General features: G+C 62.6%; 13 protein-coding genes. 7 read left to right on the top strand and 6 right to left on the bottom strand.

The genetic code is table 11. From position 1 onward, the window contains the following. Positions 1-22 precede the first annotated feature (22 nt). From IF199_RS18120 to IF199_RS18105, 4 genes are all read left to right on the top strand, one after another. A complete protein-coding gene (locus tag IF199_RS18120) occupies positions 23-2,347 on the top strand; it encodes an FdhF/YdeP family oxidoreductase (protein WP_096820196.1) in 2,325 nt (774 codons plus the stop codon). 109 nt (positions 2,348-2,456) lie between these two features. Beyond that, positions 2,457-3,872, top strand: a complete 1,416-nt coding sequence (locus IF199_RS18115) for a cytochrome ubiquinol oxidase subunit I (protein WP_192558302.1) — start codon at positions 2,457-2,459, stop codon at positions 3,870-3,872. A gap of 17 nt (positions 3,873-3,889) precedes the next feature. After that, positions 3,890-4,906: a cytochrome d ubiquinol oxidase subunit II gene (gene cydB / locus IF199_RS18110; RefSeq protein ID WP_096820195.1), complete on the top strand. Its 1,017-nt coding sequence runs from the start codon at positions 3,890-3,892 to the stop codon at positions 4,904-4,906. After that, entirely contained in the window at positions 4,893-5,045 is a 153-nt protein-coding gene (locus tag IF199_RS18105) for a DUF2474 domain-containing protein (protein WP_074688757.1), read from the top strand. The genes cydB and IF199_RS18105 overlap by 14 nt, the downstream gene beginning before the upstream one ends. 81 nt (positions 5,046-5,126) lie before the next feature. Here the strand turns inward: IF199_RS18105 and IF199_RS18100 are convergent, their stop codons facing one another. Further along, entirely contained in the window at positions 5,127-5,978 is an 852-nt protein-coding gene (locus IF199_RS18100) for a CAP domain-containing protein (protein WP_192558301.1), read from the bottom strand. Between the two features lie 200 nt (positions 5,979-6,178). Between IF199_RS18100 and IF199_RS18095 the strand changes: the two genes are divergently transcribed. Beyond that, positions 6,179-6,799, top strand: coding sequence for a cell wall hydrolase (locus IF199_RS18095; RefSeq protein ID WP_192558300.1), 621 nt, complete (start codon positions 6,179-6,181; stop codon positions 6,797-6,799). Here the strand turns inward: IF199_RS18095 and IF199_RS18090 are convergent. Next, positions 6,796-7,683, bottom strand: coding sequence for a LysR family transcriptional regulator (locus IF199_RS18090; protein WP_192560974.1), 888 nt, complete (start codon positions 7,681-7,683; stop codon positions 6,796-6,798). The two genes, IF199_RS18095 and IF199_RS18090, sit on opposite strands and share 4 nt — an antisense overlap. A gap of 103 nt (positions 7,684-7,786) precedes the next feature. Here IF199_RS18090 and IF199_RS18085 point away from each other — a divergent pair, with 103 nt between their 5' ends. Then, positions 7,787-9,187, top strand: a complete 1,401-nt coding sequence (locus IF199_RS18085) for an MFS transporter (RefSeq protein WP_192558299.1) — start codon at positions 7,787-7,789, stop codon at positions 9,185-9,187. On the opposite strand, the gene IF199_RS18080 is transcribed toward IF199_RS18085, so the two are convergent. The 4 genes from IF199_RS18080 to IF199_RS18065 form a co-directional block, all read right to left on the bottom strand. Continuing rightward, positions 9,132-10,547: a heavy metal sensor histidine kinase gene (locus IF199_RS18080; RefSeq protein ID WP_192558298.1), complete on the bottom strand. Its 1,416-nt coding sequence runs from the start codon at positions 10,545-10,547 to the stop codon at positions 9,132-9,134. The two genes, IF199_RS18085 and IF199_RS18080, sit on opposite strands and share 56 nt — an antisense overlap. After that, entirely contained in the window at positions 10,544-11,215 is a 672-nt protein-coding gene (locus IF199_RS18075; protein WP_085732003.1) for a heavy metal response regulator transcription factor, read from the bottom strand. The genes IF199_RS18080 and IF199_RS18075 overlap by 4 nt, the downstream gene beginning before the upstream one ends. Before the next feature lie 19 nt (positions 11,216-11,234). After that, positions 11,235-11,486 carry a DUF2790 domain-containing protein gene (locus IF199_RS18070; RefSeq protein ID WP_085711463.1) on the bottom strand — a complete coding sequence of 84 codons (252 nt, stop codon included), beginning with the start codon at positions 11,484-11,486 and terminating at the stop codon, positions 11,235-11,237. A 167-nt stretch (positions 11,487-11,653) separates the two neighbouring features. Continuing rightward, entirely contained in the window at positions 11,654-12,367 is a 714-nt protein-coding gene (locus IF199_RS18065; RefSeq protein ID WP_096820189.1) for a murein L,D-transpeptidase catalytic domain family protein, read from the bottom strand. A gap of 152 nt (positions 12,368-12,519) precedes the next feature. On the opposite strand from IF199_RS18065, the gene IF199_RS18060 reads away from it, so the two are divergent. Next, positions 12,520-14,124, top strand: coding sequence for a L,D-transpeptidase family protein (locus tag IF199_RS18060; protein WP_192558297.1), 1,605 nt, complete (start codon positions 12,520-12,522; stop codon positions 14,122-14,124). Position 14,125: the final 1 nt, after the last annotated feature.

Below are 14,125 nucleotides of genomic sequence, written 5' to 3'. Positions count from 1 at the left end.
TGCATCGTCATGGAGAAGTCCCATGTCACAAGTCGACCGTTACAAACCCTACAAGGGCGCCGCTGCAGGATGGGGCGCTGTGATCAGCCTCACCAAGAACTGGCTGGGCAGTGAAAACGCCCTGAAAAACATCCGCGCCATGCTCAAGACCAACCAGAACGGCGGCTTCGACTGCCCCGGTTGCGCCTGGGGTGAAGCACCCGGCGCGAGTATGCTGAAGTTCTGCGAGAACGGCGCCAAAGCGGTGAACTGGGAAGCCACCGGCCGCCTGGTCGATCCGGCGTTCTTCAACAAGTACACGGTGTCGACGCTGGCCGAGCAAAGCGATTACTGGCTTGAATACCAGGGCCGGATCACCCATCCGATGCGCTACGACGCCCGGGTCGATCGCTATGTCGAGACCACCTGGGACGAGGCGTTCGCGCTGATCGCCAAGCACCTCAAAGGCCTGAAATCGCCTCACGAGGCCGAGTTCTACACCTCGGGTCGCGCCAGCAACGAAGCAGCGTTTCTCTATCAGTTGTTCGTCCGCGCCTACGGCACCAACAACTTCCCGGACTGCTCGAACATGTGCCACGAAGCCAGTGCGGTGAGCATGGGCGAGACCCTGGGCGTCGGCAAAGGCACCGTGGTCTATGAAGACCTGCACCACGCCGACGCGATTTTCGTGATCGGCCAGAACCCCGGCACCAACCACCCGCGCATGCTCGAACCGTTGCGTGAAGCGGTGAAGCGTGGCGCGCAGGTGGTGTGCATCAACCCGCTCAAGGAGCGTGGGCTGGAGCGTTTCCAGAACCCGCAAAACCCGATCGAAATGCTCAGCAACGGCTGGGAAGCGACCAACACCGCGTACTTCCGTCCAGCCTTGGGCGGCGACATGGCGATGATCCGCGGCATGGTCAAGTTCCTGCTGCAATGGGAGCGTGAGGCCCAGGCCACGGGCGGCGAACCGGTGTTCGATCACGCGTTCATTGCCGAGCACACGTCGGGTCTCGACAGCTATCTGGCCGAAGTCGATGCCACGAGCTGGGAGCACATCGTCGAGCAGTCCGGTGTGCCGCTGCATGACATCGAACTGGCCGCGCGCATGTATGCCCGCGCCAAGAGCGTGATCATGTGCTGGGCCATGGGCCTGACCCAACACGTGCACTCGGTGCCGACCCTGCAGGAAGTCATCAACCTGCAACTGCTGCGCGGCAACGTTGGCCGTCCGGGTGCCGGGCTGTCACCGGTGCGTGGCCACAGCAACGTGCAGGGCGACCGCACGATGGGCATCAACGAACTGGCGCCGAAAGAGCTGATGGATGCCCTGGAAAAGCGCTTCAACTTCAAGGTGCCGCGCATGCACGGCCACAACACGGTCATGGCGATTGGTGCCATGGAACGTGGCGAAGCCAAGGTGTTTATCGGTCTGGGCGGCAACTTCGCCCAGGCCACGCCGGACACCCCGCGCACCCACGAGGCGATGCGCAAACTCGACCTGACCGTGCACATCTCGACCAAGCTCAACCGCAGCCATCTGGTGACCGGGCGTGATGCGCTGATCCTGCCGTGCCTGGGCCGTACCGATATCGACGTGCAGGCCGAAGGTCCGCAAGGCGTGACCGTGGAAGACACCTTCAGCATGGTGCACTTGTCGTTCGGTCAGTTGAAGCCGAAGTCGGCGCACCTGAAGTCCGAGCCGGCGATCATTGCCGGGATTGCCGCCGCGACCCTGGGCAAACACCCGATCGACTGGGAATGGGCGGTGGGCGACTACGGGCGCATCCGCAACCTGATCGCCGACGTGATTCCGGGCTTCGAGAATTTCAACGAGAAGCTGCTGATCCCGGGTGGGTTCCACCTCGGCAACGACGCTTCAGACCGTGTCTGGAACACCGAATCCGGTAAAGCCCAGTTCACCCCGTGCGTGCTGCCGGAGCATCTGATCAGCGAAGGTGTGCGTAACCTGCCGGTCAAACCGCATCTGATCCTGCAAACCATGCGTTCTCACGATCAGTACAACACCACGCTATACGGCCTCGACGACCGTTATCGCGGGGTCTACGGCATGCGCGACGTGGTGTTCGCCAACGAGCAGGATATCCGCCGGCTCGGTTTCGAACCGGGGCAGAAGGTTGATCTTGTGGCGCTGTGGGGCGACGAGCGCGAGCGTCGGGTCAGCGGTTTCACCCTGATCGCCTACGACATTCCAGCGGGGCAAGCCGCTGCGTACTACCCGGAAACCAATCCGCTGGTGCCGCTGGAAAGCTACGGAGACCGAACTTACACGCCGACCTCCAAGTTCGTGGCGATCCGCCTCGAGGCGGCCGAGGCGAGCAACCTGATCCCGTCGTCGGTGGCCTGACCGCCCCACGCGATCCAACCCTTTTGCAATTTGACTGGCTGCAGGCGTTCACGCCTGGCGGTGGCCCGGCCGTGTGCTGCCGCTTTTCAGCCTTGATGAGGACATCATCATGTTCAACCTGGAGGCACTGGACCTGGCGCGAATTCAATTCGCGTTCACGGTTTCGTTCCACATCATCTTCCCGGCGATCACCATTGGCCTGGCGAGTTTCCTGGCGGTGCTCGAAGGCCTGTGGCTGAAAACCGGTAACGACACTTACCGGGATCTCTACCACTTCTGGTCGAAGATCTTCGCCGTCAACTTCGGCATGGGTGTGGTCTCGGGTCTGGTCATGGCGTACCAGTTCGGCACCAACTGGAGCGGATTTTCCGACTTCGCTGGCAGCGTCACCGGGCCGTTGCTGACCTATGAAGTGCTGACCGCGTTCTTCCTCGAGGCCGGGTTCCTCGGGGTGATGCTGTTCGGCTGGAACCGCGTGGGCCGTGGCTTGCACTTCTTTGCCACGGTGATGGTCGCCATCGGCACGCTGATCTCGACCTTCTGGATTCTCGCGTCCAACAGCTGGATGCAGACTCCGCAAGGCTTCGAAATCGTCGATGGCCGGGTGATGCCGCTGGACTGGCTGGCCATCGTGTTCAACCCGTCGTTCCCGTTCCGACTGGCGCACATGGCGATTGCCGCGTTCGTGGCCACGGCGTTTTTTGTCGGCGCTTCGGCGGCCTGGCATTTGCTGCGTGGCAACGACACCAAGCCGGTGCGCAAGATGTTTTCCATGGCGCTGTGGATGGCGCTGATCGTGGCGCCGATTCAAGCGGTGGTCGGTGACGCCCATGGCTTGAACACCCTGGAACATCAACCGGCGAAAATCGCTGCAATCGAAGGTCACTGGGAAAACGCTGACAACGGACCGACCCCGCTGGTGCTGTTCGGCATCCCGGACATGCAGGCGGAGAAGACCAAATACGCCATCGAGATTCCGTACCTCGGCAGCCTGATCCTCACCCACAGCCTCGACAAGCAGATCCCGGCACTCAAGAGCTTCCCGAAAGAAGACCGGCCGAACTCGACCGTGATCTTCTGGAGCTTTCGCGTCATGGCCGGGCTGGGCATGTTGATGATCCTCGTCGGTGTGCTGGGCCTGGCGTTGCGGCGCAATGGCAAGGTCTACCGTCATCGCGGCTTCCAGCGGCTGGTGCTGCTGATGGGGCCGAGTGGTCTGGTCGCGTTGCTGGCGGGTTGGATCACCACTGAAGTCGGGCGTCAGCCGTGGGTGGTGTACGGCCTGATGCGTACCCATGACGCCGCGTCCCATCACTCGGTGGCGCAGATGAGTACCTCGCTGGCGCTGTTCGTTGTCATCTACTGCTCGGTGTTCACCGTGGGCATCGGCTACATGATGAAGCTCGTGAGCAAAGGCCCGCAGCCGCACCACGAACACCCGCCTGAAGGCGCCCAGATACAGACCCCGCGCCGGCCTCTCTCGGCGGTCACCGACAACCTCGAATCCGCGACCCGGATCCACTGATAAAGGAGCGTTGAGTCATGGGTATTCAAGGTATCGATCTCTCGTTGATCTGGGGCGTGATCATTGCCTTCGGGGTGATGATGTACGTGATCATGGACGGCTTCGATCTGGGCCTCGGGATCCTGTTTCCGCTGATCAGCGACGAGCAGGAACGCGACGTGATGATGAACACCGTCGCACCCGTGTGGGACGGCAACGAAACCTGGCTGGTGCTCGGCGGTGCGGCGCTGTACGGCGCGTTTCCGCTGGCTTACGGGGTGATTCTGGAGGCGCTGTATCTGCCGCTGATCTTCATGCTCGCGGGTTTGATCTTCCGCGGTGTTGCGTTCGAGTTTCGCTTCAAGGCGCCAGCGGAAAAACGCTATCTGTGGGACTGGGCGTTCATCGGCGGTTCGCTGCTGGCGACGTTCTCCCAGGGCGTGGTGATCGGCGCGTATGTGGCCGGGATTCCGGTGGTGGATCGGCAGTTTGCCGGTGGCGGTCTCGACTGGCTGGCACCGTTCCCGCTGGTTTGCGGTGTCGGTCTGGTGGTCGCTTACGCGTTGCTGGGCAGCACCTGGCTGCTGGTCAAGACCGAAGGCATGTTGGAGTCTCGGATGCGTCACTACAGCCGTCCGTTGGCGTGGCTGCTGCTGGCGATGGTGGTGGTGATCGGCGCGTGGACGCTGCAACTGCACCCGGAACTGGCCACCCGCTGGTTCAACCATGCGCACCTGACCGTGTTCGCCGGGCTGGTGGTGTTGGCGGCACTGTCGCTGTTCGGGCTGCTGCGCTCGCTGCGTCAGCGGCACACCCACTGGCCGTTCGTGTTCACCCTGGTGCTGATGTTCCTCGGTTACATCGGTCTGGCGTTGAGCATCTGGCCGAACATCATCCCGCCGTCGGTCAGCCTGTGGGCGGCGGCATCACCGGCCACCAGCCAGTTGTTCGCCCTGATCGGCGCGCTGTTCATTCTGCCGGTGATCCTGATGTACACCTTCTGGAACTACTACGTCTTCCGCGGCAAAGTGAGGATTGGTGATGGCTACCATTGAAATGCGTGAAGTGAAAAGCCGCTGGTACAAACGACTGGGCTGGTTGCTGCTGATCTGGTCCGGCAGTGTGGTCTCGCTGGCGGTGGTGGCGAGTCTGCTGAAGCTGGCGATGTACGCAGCGGGGATGCGAACCCACTGACCAAAAAAAACCGGAGCCTGGCTCCGGTTTTTTATTGCCTGCATTTTCCTTCCTCCCCAGATGGAGAGGGTGCCCTGAGGTTTAATCCCCGCCAAACATCGCGGTCCAGTAAATGCCGGCGCTGCTCTTCGGATCGACGGCATAGGCCGCGCCCAGCTCCCGGTACTGCGGGTTCATCAGGTTGGCGCAATGACCGGGGCTGGCGAGCCAGCCGGCAACGACTTTCTGCACGGTATCCTGCCCGGCGGCGATGTTCTCGCCGACCTGCTGACCGCTGTACCCGGCCAGTTCGGCGCGGTCGCCGGGGGTACGGCCGTCGCGGTCCTTGTGGTCGAAATAATTGTTGTTGGCCATCTGACGGCTGTGATCCTGCGCCACACCGCCGAGCACTGCGTTCCACGCCAGCGGCGCGGCGGCCGAGAAGGCCTGGCCGCCGCACTGGCGTGGCTGGCTGCGGGCAGCGTTGAGCTGTGTCAGCAACTTCTGGCCTTCGGCTTGCCCGTCGCCCAGACGCGCCGATAGCAGCGGTCGGGCCAGCGTGATGCGCCAGTCACGGTCAGCCCGGCTGACGCCGATATCGACGAACTGCGGATCCAGCACCACCTGACAGAAGCTCTCCTGAATCGCCTTCATCGCTGACGCCGCATCCCTAGGACCGTTGAGGGTAATCGCCTGCACATTGACCATCGGGTAGCTGGCGCTGGCCATCGCCTGCTGCAGATCGACGACGCCGCTGGCCGGCAGAATCAGGCGCGGGTCGGCCGACAGCGGCGGCAACTCACTGGACGCCTGCGTGCCGCAACGCTGCGGTTGGCTGCGGTAGCTGTTGATCGACTCGACCAGTTGCGACTCGTCGGTAGCCATGGCCGAGGTGGCCAACGCCAGTCCCGTGGACAACACGGCGAGTCGCAGAACGGATGGCATGAAGCGCATGGAAATCTCCCTTGGGCTGAGTGCGCCCATGATGCGCGAAAGGCCCCGGGTTCGCGCAATGTCTTTTTCTTCACCGAGCGGTTTTTTCTGCGGAACGATGCCGCCGACTCTGCCGTCTACCCTCTGCGAGGGCCCCGGAATCCGGGCGTCTCAGCCACGTAACACTTTGCCCGCAACGGGCGCTGCCGGAAGAATCGATCATGAAATTGCACGGGCTGATCTGTTGTCTTGTGTTGACCCTGCTGAGCGGCGCGGCATTGGCCACCGATCAGGCGCCGATCAAGGAAAAGGCCGAAGCGAAAGCCGAGGTACTGGAAGAGAAGGCTGCCGACAAACCCGATGCGCCTCCGGCGCCGAAGTCCGAAGCCATCACCCCCAAAGAGGTGCAAGCCGTCGACCCGGCCGGCACCGCGCCGCTCGACGACCCGATCACCTGCCTGGCGCGCAGCATCTATTGGGAAGCCAAGGGCAAGGACACGGCGGAAATGGAAGCCGTGGCCAACGTGGTGATGAATCGCCTCGGCCATGACGGTTTTCCAGGCACCGTGTGCGAGGTGGTCAAGCAGGGCTCGGAAACCAAGAGTTGCCAGTTTTCCTGGTGGTGCGATGGCAAGTCCGATCAGGTCAAGGAAGACGCCGAATACGCGCTGGCCAAGGAGATCGCCGGTAAGGCGCTGAACCGCCAGCTCACGGATCGCACCCATGGCGCGCTGTACTTTCATGACCACAACGTCGACCCGAGTTGGGCCAAGAAGTACACCAAGACCGCCGAGACCAAGAAATTCCTGTTTTACAAACCTGCTGGCGGGGATGCGCGCTAGGCGCAGACTTCCCGCACACAGTTGCGCAACCAGCGATGCGCCGGATCGGCGTCCATGCGTGGATGCCAGAGCATGGACACGCTGATGTCCGGCATGCGCAACGGCAGGGCGAAACTGTGCAGACCCGTGCGCAGTTTGCTGGTGTGACGTTCCGGAACGGTGGCGATCAGGTCCGATTCACGGACCAGCGTCAGCGCTGCCGAAAAGCCGCCGAACGAAGTGACGATGTCCCGCGTCAGGCCGAAGGCGAGCAGCGCCTCGTCCACCGGGCCGCTGCTGCGCCCGCGTCGTGACACCAGAATGTGCTGGCCTGCAGCGAAGCGTTTGGCGCTGACCTTGCCGCTGCTCAACGGATGCCCCTCACGCACCACACCGATCCACTGATCGCGGAACAGGATGCGACTGTGCAACGTCGGGTCGGTGCTGTCATCGACCACGCCGGTTTCCAGATCCACCCGGCCTTCGCGCAGCAGTGTGCTGTCCTTGTCAGCCTTTTGCACAAAACGCAGTCGCACGTCGGGCGCCTCTTCGGCGATGCGGGCGAGCAGGGCGGCGGCAAAGGTTTCGACAAACCCGTCGGTGTTGCGCAGGGTGAAGGTGCGCCGCAACTGGCCGGGATCGAGCACTTCTGCCGGACGCAGAACCGCTTCGGCTTCCTGTACCAGATAGCTGACCCGGTCGCGCAACTCCAGCGCACGCGGGGTTGGCACCAGTCCGCGACCGGCGCGTACCAGCAGCGGATCCCCGGTGGTTTCCCGCAGGCGGGCCAGCGCCCGGCTCATGGCTGACGGGCTCAGGCGCAGGCGCTCGGCGGCGCGGGCCACGCTGCCTTCGCTCAGCAGCACGTCGAGGGTGATCAACAGGTTCAGGTCCGGCGCATTCATGACATGGCGTTCCATGCAGGTATCAAGTGCAAAGCATGCGTCTTGCGCCTTGTATTGTCGAGGCTCAGGCTATGTCCCATGACCTTTGCCCTGTGAGCCCCCCATGCACCGAGAACCCCTGAGCCCTTCAGCCCGCTGGGCGTTGACCAGTCTGGCGCTGTCGATGTTGATGCCATCGCTGGACACCAGCATTGCCAACGCCGGATTGCCCACGTTGGCGGCGGCGTTCGATGCGACGTTTCAACAAGTGCAGTGGATCGTGCTGGCCTATCTGCTGGCGGTCACCACGTTGATTGTCAGTGTCGGGCGGCTGGGTGACGGCTTCGGTCGGCGGCGCTTGCTGTTGATCGGCATCGGCATTTTTACCGCCGCTTCGCTGGCTTGCGCACTGGCGCCGAGCCTTGCCTGGCTGATCGGTGCGCGAGCGGTGCAAGGCCTGGGTGCAGCGATCATGTTCGCGTTGACGGTGGCGTTGGTAGCCGATGCGGTGCCCAAATCCCGGGCCGGCAGTGCAATGGGGTTGCTGGCTACCATGTCGGCCACCGGCACCACCCTCGGGCCGTCGCTCGGTGGGCTGTTGATGGCGCATGTCGGCTGGCAGTCGATCTTTGTGATCAACGTGCCATTGGGGTTGCTCAATGCATGGCTGGTGTATCGCTATCTGCCGAAGAATCGAACCGTACGCTCGCCTGTTGCGTTTGATTATCCGGGCACCGCCGTGCTGATGTTGACGCTGGCGGCCTATGCACTGGCGATGACGATTGAAGGGTTCACCCGGTCGTTGCTGTTGCTCAGTCTGTTGGGCGTGGGGTTGTTCGTCCTTGTCGAGATGAAGAGCAAGGCGCCGCTGATTCACCTGTCATTGTTCACCGACACACGAATAAGCAGCAGTCTGGCGCTGACGTTACTGGTGACGACGGTCATGATGACCACACTGGTGGTCGGGCCGTTTTACTTGAGCCGAGGACTGAGCCTTTCCAGCACTCAGGTCGGCTTGGTGTTGTCGATCGGGCCACTGTTGGCGGCGTTCAGCGGTGTACCGGCGGGGCGTCTGGTGGATCGTTTCGGTGCGCGGCGGATGGTGCCGGGTGCGCTGCTCGGACTGGCCTGCGGTTGCGGACTGTTGGCGTTGTTGCCGATGAGTTTCGGGGTGTTTGCATATGTGTTGCCGATAACGCTGGTGGCCTTGAGTTATGCGCTGTTCCAGGCCGCCAACAACACCGGGTTGATGTCCGGCGTCGCTCAGGATCAGCGCGGGGTGGTCTCGGCCATGCTCGGGCTGGCGCGCAATCTGGGCTTGATCACCGGGGCGGCGGCGATGGGCGCGGTGTTTGCCCTGGCCACGGACGATCCGACTCAGGCGTCAGCGGCGGTTATCGCTGGCGGATTGCACATGACCTTCGGCGTTGCCACGGCGTTGATGGTCGCGGCGCTTGCGCTCGGAGCCCTCACACACCTGCGTCTCGCGTCTCCCGGGCTGGAAAAAACAGCTCAAAGCAGGTGACACCATCAGCGCTGCTGACGCTGTAGCGGCCCTGATGCAATTGCATGATGGTCGCCACGATCGACAGACCCAGACCGTTGGATTGGGCCGAACGCTCACGGGACGGGTCGGCGCGGTAGAAACGTTCGAACAGCCGCGACAGATGTTCGGCAGGAATCGTCGCGCCCTGATTGCGCACCCGCAGATAGCTGCCGTCCGATTCGGCAATGGCCTCAACCTGCATCGTCGAATCCGCTGCGCCGTACTTGATCGCGTTGGCGCACAGATTGGCCAGGGCCCGACGCAGCAACATCGGTTCGGCCCAGATCACGCCGCTGCCTCGGGCCTCGATGCTGATGCCGACATCCGCCGCCAATCCTTCGAAGTAATCGGCGATGCGCTGCATCTCATCGCAGGCGTCCAGCTCCTGACGCTGGCTCAAGGCACTGGCCGGGTCGGTGCGGGCGAGAAACAGCATGTTGTCGAGCATCCGCGCCAGCCGTTCGAGTTCTTCGACGTTAGAGGCGAGCAGCTGTTGATAGGCGTCGACGCTACGGTGCTGTTGCAGGGCGACCTGGGTTTCACCGAGCAAATTGTTGATCGGCGTGCGCAGTTCGTGGGCCATGTCGGTGGAGACCTGGCTCAGTTGCGCAACACCTCGGTCGAGCCGGTCCAGCATCGCATTGAAGGCTTCGATCATCGGCTGCAATTCCCGGGGCGTGCCGTGGCGGTCGAGACGTTCGCCGAGGTTGGCGATGCCGATCCCGTGGGCATGCCGGGCAATCCGCCGCAACGGCAGCAGGCCGCGATACACCAGCAGGCAGCCCACCAGCGCCAGGACAATTGCTGCCAATGACGCCAGGCCGTACACGCTGAGTCGGTAGTTGGCGAGCATCGCCGTGCGTTCGCTCATCACCTTGCCGATCAGCACTTGCAGATTGCCCTGGTCGCCGGAGTCGATACTGGCTGCCACCGCCGAGAACGGCACTCCGTTGATGCTCGGCAAATGCTGCACGTCGTTGAGGGCCATTACATGGTCGACCGGCACGGCGGGCACACTCGGCAGTGCCAGGTCGCTGGGGTTGACCACGAACAAGGGCGGTTGCCCCGGCGCGCCGATGGTCAACAGCGCTTCGCGGTTGCCCAGCATGTTCTGAAACAGCGCCGGTTTGTTCTTGATCAACTCCAGGGTGTTGCTGTCGTTGAGGATGGTGCGCAACTGATCGATGCGGCTGACCAACTGGATGTCGTCGCGGCGGGTCAGTTGTTCTTCCAGCTGGTTGTAAAGCGCCGCGCCCAGGCCTGCCAGCGCAGCAAAGGCGAGCACCGCGAACACCAGCGCCAGACGCAAGGTCAGGGAGTAAGTGCCGGTGACTTTCATGGCTGGGTGTCGAAGCGGTAGCCGATGCCGCGCACGCTGTGGATCAGCTTGAGCGGGAACGGGTCGTCGATCTTCGCCCGCAGGCGGCGTACGGCGACATCGACCACATTGGTGTCGCTGTCGAAGTTCATGTCCCACACCCGCGAGGCGATCAGCGAACGCGACAGCACCTGGCCGGTGTGGGTGGCGAACAGTTGCAGCAAGGCGAATTCCTTGTTGGTCAGGGTGATCCGGCTGCCGGCGCGGGTGACCCGGCGTTTGAGCACGTCGATCTGCAAGTCGGCCACCTGCAATTGCTCTTCTTCATGGATCGGCCCGCGCCGGGTCAGGGTGCGCAGGCGCGCCACCAGTTCGGCGAAGGAAAACGGTTTGATCAGGTAGTCGTCGGCGCCCAGTTCCAGGCCTTTGACCCGATCCGCGATGTCGTCGCGGGCGGTGAGGAACAGCACCGGCGTGTCGGCTTCCTTGCGCAGCCGGCGCAGAACTTCCCAGCCATCCATTTTGGGCATCATCACGTCCAGCACGATCACGTCGAAGTCGTGTTCCAGCGCCAGGTGCAGACCGTCGGCGCCGTCACGGGCCAGGCTTACGTTGTAACCCAGTTCCTGCAAGCCGTTGAGCAGGTAATTGCCGGCCTTGGGTTCGTCTTCGACGACAAGGATATTCATGGGCACTGCGCCTCACTGGTCAGTTGGTGCAACCGCTGCCTTGCACTTGATAGTCCAGCACATGTTCGCGGCCCTGGTGGTCGAGGTAGTTGAGTCGTGCGGGAATGACGCCGCAGGCTTGGGAAATATCGGTGCTGGAGAGGACTTTGTCGACATCCAGGTGCACGTAGAAGCCGTTGGTGTCGTGAATGACCGTGTTGTCCGGCATTTCGGCGGCGAACACGGTGCCAGTGGCGAGGAGGGCGGTGAAGGCAAGGATCAGGGTTTTCATGATGAGTCACTCGTGTCGGTGAAGTGGATCGGCAGTGGTGCCGGAACAACTTCAGGCTACCGAGCGATCCGCTCGGCAAACCGACAACTCAATGACAAAGCTGTAATGAAACCCTGAAAACACAAATCCCCTGTGAGAACAGGGGATGTTTTTTACAGCGAATATTTTCAGCTGCCGTGGGTGCTGAGAATGCTGGCGATCTGTTGCGGCTGGCAGTTGAGGTACGGCGAGGACTTCAGCCAGTGCTGGTCCGGGTACCAGGAGAACATGTACTGGCCGTCCTTCAGGCTGTCGATCACGCGTCTGGCAACCTGCGGGCGTACGGCCGGGCAACCCTGGCTGCGGCCCAGCCGGCCTGTACGTTTGCTCCAGAACAGATTCACGTAGTCGGCGGCATGGATCACAATGGCGCGGTCACGGGCCATGTCGTTGACGCCCGGTTCCAGACCGTCCATGCGCAACGAATAACCGTGGGTGCCTTCGTAACTTTCCTGGGTGCGGAACAGTCCAAGGCTGGACTGGAAACTGCCTTCGCGGTTGGAGAACCGGGTGGCGAAGTTATCACCGGACATCGATCCGTGGGCGACCAGGTCGCGCAGGATCAGTTTTTTCTTGGTCAGGTCGAAGATCCACAGGCGTCGCTCGGTGGACGGTTGCGAATAATCGATGATCGCCAGGTGACGGGACTGCTTCGCGCCGTTGTTGATTGCGCATTGCATGGCGTTCAAGGCACCTTTCAGCGCCTGGGGATTGAGTTCCGGAGCGGCGTGGGCGAGGCTGTTGTAGAGAACCGGCTGCGAGGTGCCGGCGGCAAAAACCTGACTGGTCACCAGCCCGATGGCAGTGGCAGTCAGCAGAAGTCGGCGCAAAAACGTCAACATTTAAAGTGAGTCCTCACTGGTTACATGTTTGGCACTTTGGCTCCTGACGTCCAGTCGTCCCCGGCAGGCCCGCGAATCGGACCTGACTGTATCACCGCACCTGATGTAAGGTTGACCGTCAATCAAGACGGCCATGGATTGGAGTAAAGCAGTTGTTCAAAAAGTACGCATGCTACTTGAGCATTTGTTTGCTCGCTGCGCCGTTTGTCGTTTGTGCCGATGAGCCTCTGCCGGCACTCCCGATGCTGCCGGCAGAAATGCCTGTCGAGCCGCAAAGCCCGCTGCAGGCCGCGTTGATCAGCCTGCCTCAGGCCTGCCCGGCGATTGCCGCCCGTCTCGGCGGCCCGGCGCTCGAACAGTTGCAGGCGTTCTATCAGCAGCAGGACTGGCTGCCGGTGTGGGCGGCGGCCGGGCAATTGCCGCAATTGCACGCGCAATTGCAGCTGCTGGCCGACGATGGCCTCAATCCGAAGCGCTATCCGGTCGCAGAAACAGTCCCGCAGGACGGCGATCTGTGCGCCGACATCGACATCAGTCGCAACTACCTGCAAGCCTTGCAGGACCTGCATTACGGTCGCCTGCTGCAATCGCACTTCGAGCCGCTGTGGCACGCCGACGAAACGCCGCGTGACCGTCAGGCCGAACTGCTCGCCATCGCCGTGCCGGGCATGCATGACATGGCGGCGGCCTTCGATCTGGCGCGGCCGAACCTGGCGCAATATCAGAACCTGCGTCACCTCTATGCCGCGCAACGGCTGCAAGCCTTGCCGCACTGGCAATCGGTGGGCAACGGGCCGCTGTTGCGTCCGGACATGGAAGACAAGCGCGTGCCGGAACTGGCCAAGCGGCTGTACAGCGAAGGTTATCTGAGCAGTGTGGTCGGTACGCCGGACAACGCTTATCACGGTGTTTTGGTAGAAGCGGTGAAAAGCTTCCAGGCCAACCATTCGTTGCAGGCCGACGGTGTGGTCGGGCCAGGAACGATTGCCGAGATGAATATCAGCCCGCTGACACGTCGCGAACAGTTGCGGGTCAACCTTGAACGGTTCCGCTGGCTGGCCCAGGACATGGAGCCCGACGGTTTGCTGGTCAACGTCGCTGCGGCCGAACTGACCCTGTACCAGGGCGGCGAGCCGGTGTGGCAGACCCGCACCCAGGTCGGTCGCGCCGAGCGCCAGACGCCGCTGCTCAAATCCCGGGTTACGCGCCTGACGCTGAACCCGACCTGGACCGTGCCGCCGACCATCTGGAAAGAAGACAAGCTGCCGGCAATCCGCAAGGATCAGACCTTCCTCAGCCGTCAGAACCTGCAAGTGCTCGACGCCAATGGCCAGCCGCTGGCCGCCGCCGACATCGACTGGGACAACCCCGGCAATATCCTCCTGCGTCAGGATGCCGGGCCGCGCAATCCGCTGGGGCAAATGGTCATCCGCTTCCCCAACCCGTTCTCGGTGTACCTGCACGACACGCCGAGCAAGGCGTTGTTCGACAAGGGGCCACGGGCGTTCAGTTCCGGTTGTGTGCGGGTCGAGCATCCGATGAAACTGCGCGACTTCCTGCTCAGCCCGGCGGAAAGGGCCCGTACCGACACGTTGCTCGCCACCGGCGCTACCCATGAATTCCGCCTGAGCAACCCGGTGCCGATCCTGATGACTTACTGGACGGCACAGGTCGACGGGAAGGGCCGCGTGCTCTACGCGCCGGACATCTACAGCCGTGACAGCGCGTTGCTGGCGGGCCTTGACCGGGCGCATTGAT

The organism is Pseudomonas allokribbensis (assembly GCF_014863605.1).
In the GTDB taxonomy this organism is placed as follows: Bacteria; Pseudomonadota; Gammaproteobacteria; order Pseudomonadales; family Pseudomonadaceae; genus Aquipseudomonas; species Aquipseudomonas allokribbensis.
This window is presented reverse-complemented; position numbering and strand designations above follow the sequence as displayed.